This window comes from Pseudomonas sp. OF001 (assembly GCF_904426495.1).
Taxonomy (GTDB): Bacteria; Pseudomonadota; Gammaproteobacteria; order Pseudomonadales; family Pseudomonadaceae; genus Geopseudomonas.
Map to the genome: position 1 here is coordinate 86,325 of NZ_CAJGBM010000008.1, position 16,874 is coordinate 103,198.

The 16,874-nt window shown below is 69.0% G+C and carries 13 protein-coding genes; 10 read left to right on the top strand and 3 right to left on the bottom strand.

Annotated elements, in window-relative coordinates:
- The first annotated feature begins 7 nt into the window (after positions 1–7).
- The 4 genes from hpaI (at position 8) to RA210_RS06460 (ending at position 3,341) form a co-directional block, all read left to right on the top strand.
- The gene (hpaI, locus tag RA210_RS06445) at positions 8–811 is read left to right on the top strand and encodes a 4-hydroxy-2-oxoheptanedioate aldolase (RefSeq protein WP_201485784.1); all 804 of its coding nucleotides are present in this window, start codon (positions 8–10) and stop codon (positions 809–811) included.
- Between the two features lie 21 nt (positions 812–832).
- Positions 833–2,287 (top strand): NADP-dependent succinate-semialdehyde dehydrogenase, encoded by a 1,455-nt coding sequence (gene gabD, locus RA210_RS06450; protein ID WP_136489819.1) that lies wholly within the window; start codon positions 833–835, stop codon positions 2,285–2,287.
- An 86-nt stretch (positions 2,288–2,373) separates the two neighbouring features.
- Positions 2,374–2,829 (top strand): homoprotocatechuate degradation operon regulator HpaR, encoded by a 456-nt coding sequence (gene hpaR, locus RA210_RS06455; protein WP_201485785.1) that lies wholly within the window; start codon positions 2,374–2,376, stop codon positions 2,827–2,829.
- Between the two features lie 80 nt (positions 2,830–2,909).
- Complete coding sequence (locus RA210_RS06460; protein ID WP_201485786.1) at positions 2,910–3,341, top strand: GlcG/HbpS family heme-binding protein; 432 nt, start codon at positions 2,910–2,912, stop codon at positions 3,339–3,341.
- Between the two features lie 136 nt (positions 3,342–3,477).
- Here the strand turns inward: RA210_RS06460 and RA210_RS06465 are convergent, their stop codons facing one another.
- From RA210_RS06465 to RA210_RS06475, 3 genes are all read right to left on the bottom strand, one after another.
- On the bottom strand, positions 3,478–5,253 hold the full coding sequence (locus RA210_RS06465; RefSeq protein ID WP_442963381.1) for a GspE/PulE family protein: 1,776 nt from the start codon (positions 5,251–5,253) through the stop codon (positions 3,478–3,480).
- Positions 5,254–5,428: 175 nt separating this feature from the next.
- Positions 5,429–6,790: a CYTH domain-containing protein gene (locus RA210_RS06470; protein WP_201485788.1), complete on the bottom strand. Its 1,362-nt coding sequence runs from the start codon at positions 6,788–6,790 to the stop codon at positions 5,429–5,431.
- Positions 6,791–6,880: 90 nt separating this feature from the next.
- Complete coding sequence (locus RA210_RS06475) at positions 6,881–8,353, bottom strand: inorganic phosphate transporter (RefSeq protein ID WP_201485789.1); 1,473 nt, start codon at positions 8,351–8,353, stop codon at positions 6,881–6,883.
- Positions 8,354–8,537: 184 nt separating this feature from the next.
- Here RA210_RS06475 and RA210_RS06480 point away from each other — a divergent pair, with 184 nt between their 5' ends.
- The 6 genes from RA210_RS06480 (at position 8,538) to RA210_RS06505 (ending at position 16,801) form a co-directional block, all read left to right on the top strand.
- On the top strand, positions 8,538–9,215 hold the full coding sequence (locus RA210_RS06480; protein WP_136489813.1) for a TIGR00153 family protein: 678 nt from the start codon (positions 8,538–8,540) through the stop codon (positions 9,213–9,215).
- 39 nt (positions 9,216–9,254) lie between these two features.
- Positions 9,255–10,520: an inorganic phosphate transporter gene (locus RA210_RS06485; RefSeq protein WP_201485790.1), complete on the top strand. Its 1,266-nt coding sequence runs from the start codon at positions 9,255–9,257 to the stop codon at positions 10,518–10,520.
- Between the two features lie 91 nt (positions 10,521–10,611).
- Positions 10,612–11,781: an acetylornithine deacetylase gene (gene argE, locus RA210_RS06490; protein WP_201485791.1), complete on the top strand. Its 1,170-nt coding sequence runs from the start codon at positions 10,612–10,614 to the stop codon at positions 11,779–11,781.
- Between the two features lie 142 nt (positions 11,782–11,923).
- Positions 11,924–13,222, top strand: coding sequence for an amino-acid N-acetyltransferase (gene argA / locus RA210_RS06495; RefSeq protein ID WP_136489810.1), 1,299 nt, complete (start codon positions 11,924–11,926; stop codon positions 13,220–13,222).
- A gap of 209 nt (positions 13,223–13,431) precedes the next feature.
- Positions 13,432–13,926, top strand: a complete 495-nt coding sequence (locus tag RA210_RS06500) for a DUF11 domain-containing protein (protein ID WP_201485792.1) — start codon at positions 13,432–13,434, stop codon at positions 13,924–13,926.
- A 205-nt stretch (positions 13,927–14,131) separates the two neighbouring features.
- Entirely contained in the window at positions 14,132–16,801 is a 2,670-nt protein-coding gene (locus RA210_RS06505; RefSeq protein ID WP_201485793.1) for a beta strand repeat-containing protein, read from the top strand.
- Positions 16,802–16,874: the final 73 nt, after the last annotated feature.

Consider the following 16,874-nt stretch of genomic DNA (forward strand, 5'->3'; position numbering starts at 1 on the left):
AACCGTCATGCAGATGCCCGTCAACACCTTCAAGCAGCGCCTGAGCGCCGAACAGCAGATCGGCCTGTGGGTCGGCCTGGCCGATCCGTACTGCGCGGAGCTGGCGGCCAACGCCGGTTTCGACTGGCTGCTGCTCGACGGCGAGCACGCGCCCAACGACCTGCGCGGCCTGCTCGGCCAGCTGCAGGCGGTGGCGCCGTATCCGAGCCAGGCGGTGATCCGTCCGCCGATCGGCGACTCGGTGGTCATCAAGCAGCTGCTCGACATCGGCGCGCAGACCCTGCTGGTGCCGATGGTCGAGTCGGCCGAGCAGGCTGCCGAGCTGGTGCGCGCCATGCACTACCCGCCCAAGGGCATCCGTGGCGTCGGTGCCGCCCTGGCGCGCGCCTCGCGCTGGAACAACATCCCCACCTACCTGGCCGAGGCTGACGAGCAGATGTGCCTGCTGGTCCAGGTGGAAAGCCTCAAGGGCCTGGAGAACCTCGACGCCATCGCCGCGGTCGAGGGCGTCGACGGCGTGTTCATCGGTCCGGCCGACCTGTCGGCGGCCATGGGCCACCGCGGCAACCCGGGCCATCCGGAGGTGCAGGCGGCCATCGAGGGTGCCATCGCGCGCATCCGCGCCGCCGGCAAGGCCGCCGGCATCCTCAGCGCCGACGAGAAGCTGGCCCGCCGCTATCTGGAGCTGGGCTGCGCCTTCGTCGCCGTGGGCGTCGACACCAGCCTCTTGATGCGCTCGCTCAAGGCCCTGGCCGCCAACTTCAAGGGTACTGCACCGGCGCCGGCCGCGCCCGGCAGCAGCGTCTACTGACTTCCTTTCGAGAGATTCGCCATGCAACTGACCGATAGCACCCTGCTGCGCACCCAGGCCTTCATTGGCGGGGAGTGGGTCGACGCCGACGACGGCGCCACCTTCGCGGTGACCAACCCGGCCGACCTGTCGCCGATCTGCAACGTCGCCTCCGTGGGCGCCGTGGAAACCGAGCGCGCCATCGCCGCCGCCGAGGCCGCCCTGCCGGCCTGGCGCGCCAAGACCGCCAAGGAGCGCTCGGCGCTGCTGCGCAAGTGGTTCGAGCTGATGATGGCCAACCAGGAAGACCTGGCCCGCCTGCTCAGCTGGGAACAGGGCAAGCCGCTGACCGAGAGCCGCGGCGAGATCGCCTACGGCGCCAGCTTCATCGAATGGTTCGCCGAGGAAGCCAAGCGCATCTACGGCGACGTGATCCCCCACGACAAGCAGGGCCGCCGCCTGGTGGTGATCAAGCAGCCGATCGGCGTGGTCGCCGCGATCACCCCGTGGAACTTCCCCAACGCGATGATCACCCGCAAGGCCGGCCCGGCGCTGGCCGCCGGCTGCACCATCGTCATCAAGCCGGCCTCGGAGACTCCGCTGTCGGCGCTGGCCCTGGCCGAACTGGCCAGCCGTGCCGGCATCCCGGCCGGCGTGGTCAACGTGGTCACCGGCAACGCCCGCGCCATCGGCGGCGAGCTGACCCGCAACCCGAGCGTGCGCAAGCTGTCGTTCACCGGCTCCACCGGCATCGGCAAGATGCTGATGGCGCAGTGCGCCGACACCATGAAGAAGGTCAGCATGGAGCTGGGCGGCAACGCGCCGTTCATCGTCTTCGACGACGCCGATCTGGACGCCGCGGTGGCCGGCGCCATGGCCTCCAAGTACCGCAACAGCGGCCAGACCTGCGTGTGCACCAACCGCATCCTGGTGCAGGACGGCGTGTACGACGAGTTCGCCAAGCGTCTGGTGGCCGCGGTCAACGCGCTCAAGGTCGCCCCGGCCCACGAGGCCGGCGCCGAGCAGGGCCCGCTGATCAACGCCAAGGCGGTGGCCAAGGTCGAGGAGCACATCGCCGACGCCGTTGCCAAGGGCGCCAAGGTGCTGGCCGGCGGCAAGCCGCATGCCCTGGGCGGCAGCTTCTTCGAGCCGACCGTGCTCGGTGAGGTGACCCCGGCGATGCTGGTGGCGCGCGACGAGACCTTCGGTCCGCTGGCGCCGATCTTCCGCTTCAAGACCGAAGCCGAAGCCATCGCCATGGCCAACGACACCGAGTTCGGCCTGGCCTCCTACGTCTACACCCGCGACCTGGGCCGCGCCTGGCGCGTCAGCGAGGCGCTGGAGTACGGCATGGTCGGCGTCAACGAGGGTATCATCTCCACCGAGATCGCCCCGTTCGGCGGCATCAAGGAGTCCGGCACCGGTCGCGAAGGCTCCAAGTACGGCATCGACGACTATGTCGAGATGAAGTACATGTGCCTGGGCATCGGTAACTGAGAGCCCGTTCGCCTTCTGTGGTAAAACATGGCGCCGCTCCGGATGGAGCGGCGTCGTGTCGTTTTTGTAGGAACATCATGGCCGCCATGCCCAAACAAGATCCGTCCCTGACCCTGGCCCTGCTGCAGGCGCGCGAAGCGGCGATGAGCTTCTTCCGCCCGCTGCTCAACCAGCATGACCTCACCGAACAGCAGTGGCGGGTGATCCGCATCCTCAGCCAGTACCCGCACGGCGAACTGGAGAGCCACCAGTTGGCGGAGATGGCCTGCATCCTGCGCCCGAGCATGACCGGCGTGCTGGTGCGCCTGGAGCGCGACGGCCTGGTGCGCCGCTGGAAGCCGGTCAACGACCAGCGCCGCCTGTGCGTCAGCCTGACCCCCAAGGGCAGTGCGCTGTTCGAGGAAATGAGCGGCGAGATGGCCCGCCAGTACAAGGAAATCCAGCGCCAGTTCGGCCCGGAGAACTTCCAGACCCTGATGCGCCTGCTCCAGGAGCTGGCCAAGATCGAGCCCGGCGCGCCGTCACCGCGCAAGAGCGCCTGAGCTGTAGAAATCCGCCCCGCGGCGCATTGCGGCGGGGTTTGTTTGCCTCCCCACAACAACAACTTCCCGCGAGGTCCCCTATGCTGCGCAATCAACCGTCCCTGTCCCTCGACCTGGCCCTGCTGGCCATGCCCGCCGCGCTCGCCGAGGCGCGCCGCCTGGGTGTGCGCGTCAGCGTGTCGATCGTCGACGCCAGCGGCCAGCTGCTCAACCTGGCGCACATGGACGGCGCGCCGGCGCCGAGCCGCGACATCGCCCACGACAAGGCCTGGACCGCCGCCGGCTTCGGCCTGGCCACCAGCGCCTGGGAAGAGCGCCTGGCCAGCATGCCGCCCAGCGTGCGCGACGGCCTGCTGCAGCGCCCGCGCCTGGCCATGTTCGGCGGCGGCCTGCCGGTGAAGGTCGATGGCGTGGTGGTCGGCGCCATCGGCGTGTCCGGCGCCACCGCGGCGCAGGACGAGCAGTGCGCCCAGGCCGGCGTCGCGGCGATCCTCGCCGCGCTCAAGCAGTAATTCCGCGTAGGCGTAGGTCGGGGCAGGCCTCCGGCCGTAACCCGACATGGATGCCGCAGGCATCCCCATCACCCGGGTCCGATGGCCGGCCTGTCGGCCGGCACGTCGGGTTACGCCGCGTTGCGGCTAACCCGACCTACCGCTGATCGCTCTGCGGCGTCACCCGCAGCACTTCCTCGACGGTGGTCTGCCCGCTGGCGACCTTCTGTGCGCCGGACAGGCGCAGGCTGCGCATGCCCTCCTTGAACGCCTGGCGGCGCAGCGCGGCGAGGTCGGTGTCGGCGTGGATCTGCTGCCTCAGGCCGTCGCTCATCAGCATGATCTCGTAGACCCCGGCGCGGCCGCGGTAGCCGGTGTCGCGGCACTCGTTGCAGCCCACCGCACGCATGGCGCCGCCGGGCAGCGGCGCGCTCCACGGCCGGGTCAGCTCCTGCCAGTCGGCGGCGTCGAGCGTGTGCGGCGCCTTGCAGTGCGGGCACAGGGTGCGCACCAGGCGCTGGGCCATCACGCCGAGGATGGTGGCCTTGAGCAGGTAGTGCGGCACGCCCAGCTCGAGCAGGCGGCTGATCGCGCTGGGCGCGTCGTTGGTGTGCAGGGTGGACAGCACCAGGTGGCCGGTCAGCGCCGCCTGGATGGCCATCTCTGCGGTCTCCAGGTCGCGGATCTCGCCGACCATGATGATGTCCGGGTCCTGGCGCATCAGCGCGCGCACGCCGCTGGCGAAGGTCAGCTCGATGTTGTGCTGCACCTGCATCTGGTTGAACGCCGGCTCGATCATCTCGATCGGGTCCTCGATGGTGCAGACGTTCACCTCCTCGGTCGCCAGCTGCTTGAGGGTGGTGTACAGGGTGGTGGTCTTGCCCGAGCCGGTCGGCCCGGTGACCAGGATGATGCCGTTGGGCTGCGCGGTCATGCTCTGCCAGCGGCGCAGGTCGTCGGCGGAGAAGCCGAGCTTGTCGAAGCCCTTGAGCAGCACCTCGGGGTCGAAGATGCGCATCACCAGCTTCTCGCCGAAGGCGGTGGGCAGGGTCGACAGGCGCAGCTCGATCTCGCCGCCGTCGGGGGACTTGGTCTTCACCCGGCCGTCCTGCGGCTTGCGCTTCTCCGCCACGTTCATCCGCCCGAGGCTCTTCAGGCGGCTGACGATGGCCATGATCACCTGCGCCGGGAACTGGTAGACGTTGTGCAGCACGCCGTCGATGCGAAAGCGCACGGTGCCCTGCTCGCGGCGCGGCTCGATGTGGATGTCGCTGGCGCGCTGCTGGAAGGCGTACTGGAACAGCCAGTCGACGATGGTGACGATGTGCGCGTCGTTGGCGTCCGGCTCGCCGTCCGCCGCGCCCAGATTGAGCAGCTGCTCGAAGTTGCCGACCCCGCTGATCTTCTGCTCGGAGGCCGAGGCGCCGCTGACCGAGCGCGCCAGGCGGTAGAACTCCTGGGTGAAGCGCTGCAGGTCCGCCGGGTTGGCCACCACGCGGCGGATGCTGCGCTTGAGCACGTGGGTGAGGTTGGCCTCCCAGCTGGTGACGAACGGCTGGGCGCTGGCGATGGTCACGCTCTCGGCATCCACCGCCACGGCGAGGATCCGGTGACGCTGGGCGAAGGCGTGCGACATCAGCGGGGTGACCGCGGCGACGTCGATCTTCAGCGGGTCGATGCGCAGGTAGGGCTGCCCGGCGTACTCGGCCAGCCACTGGGTCAGACTCTCCAGGTCGAGCTTGCGTCCCGGTCGGGCGCGGTCGTCGAGCTGCTGGGCGGCGAGGAACTCCAGCGGGTGCTGCTGGGTGTTGAGGCTGCTGCGGCGGATGGCCAGGCACTGCTCGGCCTCCGCCTGGTCGATGCGCCCCCGCTGGATCAGTTCGCGCAGCAGGTCGTTGAGGTCGAGCCAGCGGTCCTGGACGGGCGTGGTCATGGCGGTCATCGGATTCCTCGGGCGGGCGGCTGGAGCAGGGCGCCAGCATGCCGGGAAACGCGTGGGCTGTCGCCGGGGTGGATCATGTTTCGGGTGATCGACCTTGCCGTAGGGCGCCCTGCGCACCCGCGCACGGTGGGTGGTGCGCGCGGCGCACCCTACGGGTGTCGGCGCCTTACTTCAGGGCCTTCCAGCCCCTGAGCATCCACAGGGTCTGCACCTGCGCGGCGCGCGCCTGCAGCACTTCCTCGTCGGCCGGGCGGTTGGCCAGCTCGACCAGCTTGTGCAGCTCGCCGTACAGGCGGTCGGCCTCGGGGATGTCCAGCACGCCGCGGGCCGGACGCAGCCAGGCGGCCATGCGCTCCAGGCGCGGCAACTGTTCGGCCAGGTCGTAGGGCTGGCGCTGGTAGCGCTCCAGCGGCAGGGCGGCGATCTCCTCGCCCAGCTGGCGGGCCAGCCAGCGGCCGAAGGCGGCGGCGCCGGCACGCTGGCCGCGCTCGTTGCGCTGCTCGGTCCAGGCGCGGCTGAGCAGCCAGCGCGAGGCCTGCAGCGAGAACAGCCCCCAGCGCGTCTGCCCGAGTTCCTCGGCGAACTGCTCGGGAGCGGCCTGGCGCACGGCGTCGTCGTCCTGGCCGGCCTGCACGTGCGGGCGCCAGTCCTCGAGCAGGGCATCCAGCGCTTCGCGCAGCTCGCGCGAGCTGGCGCGCGGCGCGGCCTGGCCGAGGCTGCCGAGCAGGGCGCGCAGGTCGATGAGCTGCTGCAGCCACTGCTCCAGCAGCTTCCAGTGGCCGTTGAAGCGGTACTGCTCGGCCAGTCGCTGGCTGTTGCCCAGCAGTTGCCAGGCCAGCGCGGCGAAGGCGTCGTCCAGCGTCATGGCCGCGTCGAGCGCCGGCTCCGGCAGGCTGACGCTGTAGCAGGCCGGGTCGAACAGCCGGTAGCCGCGCTCGGCCTTGCTGATGTCGCAGGGCATCAGCGGCAGGGTGGCGGCCAGTTCGGCGGCCAGCTCCAGCAGCGCGGCGGGGTCGCCCTCGCGCAGCTCCAGCTCCAGCTCGCAGATTTCCTCTTCCTGCTTGCCGGCGATCACCTTGCCCAGATCCAGCGCAGCCTCGATCACCACCTTGGCCTTGCCGCGGCCCCAGGCGATCTCGGCCCGGTCGCGGACGAAGTCGGTGGTGAAGATCGGCTTGAGGCTCTTCTTGTCCAGCCCGGCCAGCTCGGCCGGCCAGCACTCGTCGGTCAGCTTCTTCAGGTCCAGCCTGGCCTTGTCCAGGTACCAGTCCCACTCGTTGCGCTCGGACAGCCCGGCGACGCTCTGGCCGCGGCTCTTCAGGGTCTGGATGTGCTGCTCGCCGTCGCGGCGCAGGCGCAGGGCGACGCGGGCGCGGGCCAGGTCGCGCTCGGGGGTGTCGAAGTACTGGTTGAACAGCTCGGCGTGCTGCCAGCCGCTCTTGTTGCGCTTCTTCAGCAGCGGGTGCTCGCGCAGGGCGGCGAGGGTGGCGCGGCTGGCGCGCAGCTTGATTTCGGTTTCCTTGACCATCATCGACTCACAGGTGGTTGAGCCGCGTCGGGCGGCCATAAAGGGAAAGGGGGCCGAAGCCCCCTCTCGAGATCACCGCGGCATTATCGCTCAGACGAACAGCTTGCTGCCCACCCAGAAGAAGGCGGCGCTCAGCGCCATCGACGCCGGCAGGGTCAGCACCCAGGCCATCAGGATGGTGCGGATGGTGCCGCCCTGCAGGCCACTGCGGTTGGCGACCATGGTGCCGGCCACCCCGGAGGAGAGGATGTGGGTGGTCGACACCGGCAGGCTGTAGACGTTGGCCATGCCGATGGCGAACACGGCGGTGACCTGGGCGCACATGCCCTGGGCGTAGGTCATGCCCTGCTTGCCGATCTTCTCGCCGACGGTGCGCACCACGCGCTTCCAGCCGATCATGGTGCCGATGCCCAGCGCCAGGGCCACGGCGAGGATCACCCAGAAGGGCGCATACTCGGTGGTGGCGGTGAGGTCCTTGCGCAGCTTCTCGAGGTCGGTCTTCTCGGCCTTGGACAGACTGGCGAGCTTGCCGACCTTCTTCGCCGTGTCGTCCAGGCACAGCAGGTAGCGGCGCACCTGGATGCGGTTCTCGGCCGGCATGTCCTGATAGTTGGTGATGCCTTCGAAGTCGTGCAGCAGGGCGGCGATGGTCGGCTCGGTGAGCTTGGGATCGCAGCGGAAGTGCTTGGGTAGCTCGGTGGTGCGGTTCTTGCCGAGGGCCAGGTAGTCCTGCAGTTGCGTGTGGTTGCGGTCGTAGAACTGCTGCAGGTGGATGGCGGCGTCGCGGGTGCGCTCGATCTGGTAGGTGGTGCTGCCCTGGTCGAGAACGAACTTGGCCGGCACGATGCCGATCAGCACCAGCATGATCAGACCGATGCCCTTCTGACCGTCGTTGGAGCCGTGCACGAAGCTCATGCCCATGGCCGAGAGGATCAGCACCAGGCGGTTCCAGAACGGCGGATGCTTCTTGCCCTTGTGCTGCGAGCGGATGTGCGGGGTGTCGTGCATCTTGTTGATCGGGAAGCGCTTGCGCAGCAGCAGCAGCAGCAGGGCGGCGATGCTGAAGCCGGCCAGCGGCGAGAAGATCAGCGACATGCCGATGTCGATGGCCTTCTGCCAGTTCACCCCGTCACCCAGCGGGATGTCGGTGAGCATGGCGTTGGCCAGGCCGACGCCGAGGATCGAGCCGATCAGGGTGTGCGAGCTGGAAGCCGGGATGCCGAAGTACCAGGTGCCGAGGTTCCAGGCGATGGCCGCGGTGAGCAGGGCGAACACCATCACCAGGCCGCTGCCGGTGTCGACGTTGATCAGCAGCTCCACCGGCAGCAGGTGGACGATGGCGTAGGCGACGCCGACGCCGCCGAGCAGCACGCCGAGGAAGTTGAAGATGCCCGAGAAGATCACCGCCAGATGCGGCGGCATCGCGTTGGTGTAGATCACCGTGGCTACCGCATTGGCGGTGTCATGGAAACCGTTGATGAACTCGAAGCTGAGGACGAATAAGAGGGCGAGGATCAGGCTGACCACGACCCAGGCATCCAGTCCGCTGAAGAGATCGAACATGAAGGTTTTCTTGCGGTTTTGTTGGGGGCGCGATTATGCCAGAAGGCCGTGCGGACCGTATGGCCTTCTGCCCGGAGGCGGCGAAACACCTGCATACGCTTGCGTGCAGGGGAGTTTTGCCGTCGGCTGAGCGGGATGTCACGAAAGCTTTATAATCAGGATTCTTTCCAACAGGGTCTCACCCATGCCGATCAATCCCTTCGTCAGTCTGTTCGGGCGCTCCCCCATCGGGCCGATGCAACAGCACATCGCCAAGGCGCACGAGTGCGCTGCGAATCTCCTGCCCTTCTTCCAGGCCGTCGTCGCCGAGGACTGGCCGCGGGTGGAGCAGATTCAGCAGGAGATGTCGCGACTGGAGCAGGAAGCCGACAAGCTCAAGAAGAGCGTGCGCATCCATCTGCCGAAAAGCCTGTTCCTGCCGGTGCCGCGCTCGGACCTGCTCGAGCTGCTCAGTGTACAGGACAAAGTGGCCAACCGCGCCAAGGACATCGCCGGCCTGATGCTGGGCCGCCAGATGACCATTCCCGGTCCGTTGCAGCCCTTGATGCTGGCCTACGTGCAGCGCACCGTCGATGCCAGCGCCCAGGCGCTGAAGGCGATGAACGAACTGGACGAGCTGCTCGAGACCGGCTTCGCCGGCCGCGAGGCGACCCTCGTGGAGAAGATGGTCGAGGAGATCGAGGTCATCGAGCACGACACCGACCGCCTGCAGGTCGAGGTGCGCCGCGGCCTGTTCAAGCTGGAGAAGGACCTGCCGCCGGTCGACGTGATGTTCCTCTACCAGATCATCGAATGGATCGGTGACGTGGCCGACCGCGCCGAGCGGGTCGGCAACCGTCTGGAGCAACTGCTGGCGCGCTGATGCGCCGGTGTTCTGTCTGGGATCAACGAGAAACCTCCTATGTCTCTTATTGCGGATTACGGCTTCGTACTCCTCGTACTCGCCTGTGCCTTCGGCTTCTTCATGGCCTGGGGCGTCGGCGCCAACGACGTGGCCAACGCCATGGGCACCTCGGTCGGCTCGCGCGCGCTGACCATCAAGCAGGCGATCCTGATCGCCATGGTCTTCGAGTTCTGCGGCGCCTACCTGGCCGGCGGCGAGGTGACCGAGACCATCAAGAACGGCATCGTCGATGCGACGGTGATCACCCCCGACCTGATGGTGCTGGGCATGATGTCGGCGCTGCTGGCGGCCGGCACCTGGCTGCTGGTGGCCACCGCCAAGGGCTGGCCGGTATCCACCACCCACTCGATCATCGGCGCGGTGATCGGCTTCGCCGCGGTCGGCGTGTCGATGGACGCGGTGCAGTGGAGCGCCATCGGCCCGATCGTCGCCAGCTGGGTGGTCACCCCGTTCCTCTCTGGCCTGGTCGCCTTCGGCCTGTTCGTCAGCGTGCAGAAGCTGATCATCGATACCGATGAGCCGTTCCGCAACGCCAAGCGCTTCGTGCCGGTCTACATGTTCCTCACCGGTTTCATGGTCGCGCTGATGACCGTGACCAAGGGCCTCAAGCATGTCGGCCTGCACCTTTCCAGTGGACAGGGCATCGTCCTGGCGCTGGGCATCGGCGTGCTGGTGATGCTGCTCGGCATGGCCATCCTCTCCCGCATCCAGGTGGATGCCGAGGCGGACAAGGGTTTCCACTACGCCAGCGTGGAGAAGGTGTTCGCCGTGCTGATGGTGTTCACCGCCTGCTCGATGGCCTTCGCCCACGGCGCCAACGACGTGGCCAACGCGGTCGGCCCGCTGGCCGGCATCGTCGGCGTGATCCAATCCGGCGGCGCCGCGGACATCGCCGCCAAGTCGGCGGTGCCGGGCTGGGTGCTGCTGCTCGGTGCGATCGGCATCGTGGTCGGCCTGGCCACCTACGGCTACAAGGTGATCGCCACCATCGGCAAGGAAATCACCGAGCTGACCCCCAGCCGCGGCTTCGCCGCCGAGCTGGCCACCGCTTCCACCGTGGTCGGCGCCTCGGCCATCGGCCTGCCGGTGTCCACCACCCACACCCTGGTCGGTGCCGTGCTGGGCATCGGCATGGCCCGCGGCATCGGTGCGCTGAACCTCGGCGTGATCGGCAAGATCTTCATGTCGTGGATCATCACCCTGCCGGCCGGCGCCATCCTGGCGATCCTGTTCTTCGAGATCCTCCAGGCGATCTTCGCCTGATCCGGCCGCCGCGCCTGCCCGTGCGGGCGCGGCGGTTTCCCCCTCGGCCCGCGCGGCCTATCATGCAGGGCACTGTTTCCGGAGTGCCGCCATGCCCCTTCCCAGCCTCAAGCAGCAGTTCGCCGAGCTGATCGCCCTGCCGACGGTGAGCTGCACCCAGCCCAGCCTCGACCAGCCCAACCGCCCGCTGATTGAGCGCCTGGCCGGCTGGCTGACCGACCTCGGCTTCGCCTGCGAGATCCAGGACATCGCCCCCGGCAAGGCCAACCTGCTGGCGACCTACGGCTCCGGTCCCGGCGGCCTGGTGCTGGCCGGGCACAGCGACACCGTACCCTTCGACGCCGCGCTGTGGCGGAGCGACCCGCTGGCCCTGCGCGAGGCCGACGACCGCTGGTATGGCCTGGGCGTGTGCGACATGAAGGGCTTCTTCCCCCTGATCATCGAGGCGGTGAAGCCGCTGCTCGACCGGCCGTTCCGCCAGCCGCTGCTGATCCTCGCCACCTGCGACGAGGAAAGCTCGATGAGCGGCGCGCGCGCCCTGGCCGAGGCTGGCCGCCCGCTGGGCCGCGCCGCGGTGATCGGCGAGCCGACCGGCCTGAGGCCGATCCGCCTGCACAAGGGCGTGATGATGGAGCGCATCGACATCCATGGGCAGAGCGGCCATTCCTCCGACCCGACGCTCGGGCGCAGTGCGCTGGAGGCCATGCACGCGGCGATCGGCGAGCTGCTCGCCCTGCGCGTCCAGTGGCAGAAGGAGTTCAGCAACCCGCTGTTCAACGTGCCGCAGCCGACCCTCAATCTGGGCTGCATCCACGGCGGCGACAATCCCAACCGCATCTGCGGCCAGTGCGCCCTCGAGTTCGACCTGCGCCCGCTGCCGGGCATGGACCCCGAGCAGCTGCGCGCGGCGATCCGCGCCAAGCTGCAGCCGTTGGCCGAGCAGCGCGGCGTGCGCATCGACTACGGGCCGATCTTCCCCGGCGTGCCGCCGTTCGAGCAGAGCGCGCAGAGCGAGCTGGTGCGCCTGGCCGAGCGCCTCACCGGCCAGGCGGCTGAGGCAGTGGCCTTCGGCACCGAGGCGCCCTACCTGCAGCAGCTCGGCTGCGAGACCATCGTCCTCGGCCCCGGCGACATCGCCTGCGCCCACCAGCCGGACGAGTACCTCGACCTGGCGCGCATCGCGCCGACCGTCGAGCTGCTGCGCCAGCTGATCGGGCATTATTGCCTCGACGCCCAACCGACGCCGCCGGCGCGAACTTGATCCGATCGCTCCCACGCTCCCGCGTGGGAGCGTCGCCCGGGACGCTCGGCGTCCGCTTTTCCATGGCCGGGGACGCCCAGCGTCCGGGCCGGGTGCCTGCGCCGGAGCATCGGCACCCCCAGTACCCACAGGCAGGTTCCTCATGCACGACTACGTCAACTGGCTGCGCCACGCCACCCCCTACATCAACGCTCACCGCGACCGCACCTTCGTGGTCATGCTGCCGGGCGAGGGGGTCGAGCACCCCAACTTCGCCAACATCGTCCACGACCTGGTGCTGCTGCACAGCCTCGGCGTGCGCCTGGTGCTGGTCCACGGCTCGCGTCCGCAGATCGAGGCGCGCCTCGCCGCCCGCGGCCTGGCGCCGCGCTACCACCACGGCCTGCGGGTCACCGACGGGCCTACCCTGGAATGCGTGGTCGAAGCGGTCGGCGGCCTGCGCCTGGGCATCGAGGCGCGCCTGTCGATGGACATGGCCGCCTCGCCGATGCAGGGCGCGCGCCTGCGCGTGGCCGGCGGCAACCTGGTCACCGCGCGGCCGATCGGCGTGGTCGACGGCGTCGACTACCAGCACACCGGCCTGGTGCGACGCATCGACCGCAAGGGCATCGAGCGCCTGCTCGACGAGCGGCGCATCGTCCTCTTGTCGTCGCTGGGCTACTCGCCGACCGGCGAGATCTTCAACCTGGCCTGCGAGGACGTGGCGATGAGCGCGGCCATCGACCTGCAGGCCGAGAAGCTGATCCTGTTCGGCGCCGCCCGCGGCCTGCTCGACGAGGCCGGCCAGTTGGTCCGCGAGCTGCGCCCGCAGCAGGTGCCACCGCACCTGGCACGGCTGGGCAGCGACTACCAGGGCGAGCTGCTCGACGCCGCCGCCCAGGCCTGCCGCGGCGGCGTGCGGCGCAGCCACATCGTCAGCTACGCCGAGGACGGCGCGCTGCTCAACGAGCTGTTCACCCGCGACGGCGCCGGCACCCTAGTGGCCCAGGAGCAGTTCGAGCAGCTGCGCGAGGCGGGCATCGACGACGTCGGCGGCCTGCTCGAGCTGATCCGCCCGCTGGAGGAGCAGGGCATCCTGGTGCGCCGCTCGCGCGAGGTGCTCGAGCGCGAGATCGGCCAGTTCAGCATCGTCGAGCGCGATGGCCTGATCATCGCCTGCGCCGCGCTCTATCCGGTGCCGGACTCCGACTGGGGCGAGCTGGCCTGCCTGGCTGTGCACCCCGAATACCGCCAGGGCGGGCGCGGTGACCAGTTGCTCGAACGCATCGAGCAGCGCGCCCGCGCCCAGGGCCTGAAGACCCTGTTCGTGCTCACCACCCGCACCGCCCACTGGTTCCAGGAGCGCGGCTTCAAGCCGTGCAGCGTCGACCGCCTGCCGCCGGCGCGCGCTTCGCTGTACAACTTCCAGAGGCAGTCGAAGGTGTTCGAGAAGCCGCTGTAGCGCCCGTCGCCGCCGGGACCGGTGTCCCGGCGCGCGGACTGTCCCGATTTCGGGATGGTGTTTCCTGATGTTTCATCTTGTTGTGTGAAATGGTCGTCCTTATCCTTGACGAGCAGGCCATGTTTTTGACGAAACGGAGTGCTGGAAGCCATTGCCGAATCACATGGTCGTGATTTTTTGACGGATCGCGTTTCGCCGAGGATGCTTCGATGACTGTGTTCAGGATGTTGCTGCCCCTGCTGGTGGCTGTAGTACCGGCTGCTCCCGCCCTGGCCGAGGTTGACAGCTTCATGGAGGCCCTGCGGGTCATCGAGGATCAGGATGGACGCGAGACCTTCGAGGAAGCCAGGTCGGTGCGTCCCGGCGAAGTCATCGAATACCGCCTCACCTACAAGAACAGCGAAAGCACCCCGGTCTCCCAGCTGAAGGTCAAGGGCCCGGTGCCCGCCGGCACCCGCTACGTGGCGGACAGTGCCCGCAGCGACGTGCGCGCACGCCTGCGCTTCAGCCACGACGGTGGCGTCACCTGGCAGGCCGCTCCGCTCAAGCGCAAGGCTGCGGACGGCAAGGGCGAGGAAGTGGTACCGCCCGAACACTACTCCCACGTGCAGTGGACTGCCGGACAGCCCCTCGAGAAGGGCAAGCCGCAGACCTATTCCTATCGCGTCCAGGTCGCCGAGCCGGAGAAGCCCGGCACGCCCTGACCGCCCGCCGATCGCCCGCCCATAGCTAGGCCGCGCCCCCGCACCGGGGCATGGCGGCCGGCCTGCGCGCGCTTTCCACGCATCCGACCCCGTCGACCGGTTTCCGGCGGCCTGCCCGGCAGGCTGTCCATCCCTGCGCTCGTCGCGACTTCCCAGCCCAGTAGAGCCAAGGGCGTTCTGCGCCTGCAATCAAGGAGAGTGTTCCATGACAGAAACAATACCAGGAGGTGTCGGCGGGAATGCCGGCACCATTCGATCGATGGAGTGGCAGAAGAGGATCTGGCTCGCCCTGATCGTCGTGCTGACCCTGGCGGTGAGTGCGCTGCTGTCGGCGCAGGCCTTCGCCGCCGCACCGCCGGCCGGCTCGATCATCGGCAACCAGGCCACCGCCAGCTACGTGGACGTGGGCGGCAATGCCCGCACCACCACCTCCAACCTGGTCGAAACCAACATCCTGCAGGTGGCCGGCGTGGACGTCGAGTCCGACCAGAACAAGGTCGCGGCGCCCAGCTCGACCATCTACCTGCCGCATACCGTCACCAACACCGGTAACGGCAACGACATCTACGATCTGGTCGCGGCCCAGGTGGCCGGCGGCGGCTTCGCCTTCGGCAGCATCACCGTCTATGCCGATGCCGACGGCGACGGCGTGCCGGACAACTTCGATGCGCTCGCCGTGACCCCGACCCTGCCGGCGGGCGGCAGCTACAACGTCGTGATCGCCGCCCAGGTGCCGGCCGGCGCCCTGGCTGCCCAGGCCAGCCAGCTGACCCTCACCGCCACCAGCCAGTACACCGGCAGCGTGACCGACACCAACACCGACACCGTGACCGTTTCCGGCGACGTGGCCGTGGTGCCGGTGACCAAGGCGCTGAGCCTGCAGTCCGGTCCGGTGGGCAGCGAGGTCGAAGTCACCCTGACCTATACCAACAACGGTACCCGTGCCGCCACCGACCTGACCCTCACCGACCTGCTGGACAACCGCTACGAGTACGTGGCCGGCACCGGTCGCTGGAGCGTCAGCGGGACCGGCACCGCGCTGACCGACGACAACAGCGCCGATCCGGCCGGCATCGCCTACGAGGTGAGCGGGCAGAGCGTCGCGGCGGTGATCGCCAGCGTCGCCCCGGGCCAGTCCGGCTGGGTGCGTTTCAAGGCGCGCATCAAGGCGGCCACCGCCCCGGGCCTGGTGCCGAACAAGGCCACGGTCGCATACGGCAACGGCGCCACCACCGTCAGCGACGAGACCAACATCTCCAACTTCACCGTGACCCAGAGTGCCGCCGTCAAGCTTTCCGACGAGTCCTCGAGCAGCGATTCCGACGGCAACCAGAACGACGTGGTCAGCAGCGCCGCCGTGCCGCAGGGGTCGACCCTGACCTTCGACAACGTCGTGGTCAACCAGGGCAACGGCGTCGATACCTTCGACATCACCTACAGCAACGTCAGCTTCCCGGCCGGCACCAGCTTCCAGCTGCGCGGCGCCGACGGCACTCCGCTGACCGACAGCAACGGCAACGGCATCCCGGACAGCGGCCCGCTGGCGCCGGGGGCGAGCTTCCACGTGCACCTGCGCGTGATCCTGCCCAACAGCGCTGCCGGCAGCGGTCCGTTCGACGTGACCAAGACCGCCACCTCGCAGGTCAACCCGAGCGTGAAGGACAGCGTGACCGACCGCCTGCTGGCCATCACCGCCAACTCGGTCGACCTGACCAACGACAGCGCCGGCGCCGGCGCCCCGGGTGCCGGCGTGCAGCCGACCGGTGAAGCTGCGGCGGTGACCACCAACTCGGTGAAGCCGGGCCAGACCACGGCCTTCACCCTGTTCGTCAACAACAACAGCGCGGTGCTCGACAGCTACAACCTGGCGGCCAGCACCAACAACACCTTCGCCGCGCTGAGCCTGCCGGCCGGCTGGAGCGTGACCTTCCGCAACGCGGCCACCGGCGCGGTGATCAGCAACACCGGCACCATCGCCGCCGGCGCCAGCCTGCGGATCACCGCCGAGGTGGCCGTGCCGGCCGGCGCGACGCCGGGCACCACCAGCCTGTTCTTCCGTGCGCTGTCGCCGACCAGCGGCGCGCTGGACGTCAAGCACGACGCGGTGACCGTCGACCAGGTGGTCGACCTGTCGGTGACGCCGAACAACACCTCGCAGGTGTTCGCCGGCGGCCAGGTGGTCTACTCCCACACCCTGAACAACAACGGCAACGTCGGCGTCAGCGCTGCGGCACTGAGCAACAGCGATTCCGCTGCGCTGTGGAGCTCGCTGATCTGGTACGACCTGGACGGCAACGGCGCCATCGGTGCCGGCGACGTGCGCGTCGACAACGTCGACGACATCCTGGCGGCCAATCCGGCGCTGGGCGCCACCCTGGCGCCCGGAGCCCAGGTACCGCTGCTGATCCAGGTGTTCGCGCCGTCCGGCGCCAACAACGGCGCGGCCAACACCACCTCGGTCGGTGTTTCCGCCGTCGGCGACGCGGACGCCACCAACAACCAGGCCACCGACACCTCCATCGTGGTGTCCGGCGACGTGCAGGTCATCAAGCGCCAGGCGCTGGATGCGACCTGCGACGGCACCGCCGACGGCAGCTTCACCGCCACCGGCCGCCTGGACGCCAGGCCGGGCGCCTGCCTGATCTACGAGGTCACCCTGCGCAACCTCGGCACCCAGCCGATCAGCGCGGCGAGCATCTCCGACACCACGCCGACCTTCACCAGCTACGTCGGCAACAGCGCCGTCACCGTGCCGGCCGGCAACGTCAACAGTGCTCCGGCCAACGGCGCCAGCGGCCAGGTGGTGGCGAACTTCGCCAGCGTGGCTTCCGGCAGCTCCGCGGTCCTGACCTTCCGCGTGAAGATCGACCAGTAAGCCCCGGTGCCGGGCCCGGCGGGCGCTGCCCGCCGGGCCCGGCCCTTGCGAACAATCCGGCGCCGGGGGCTTC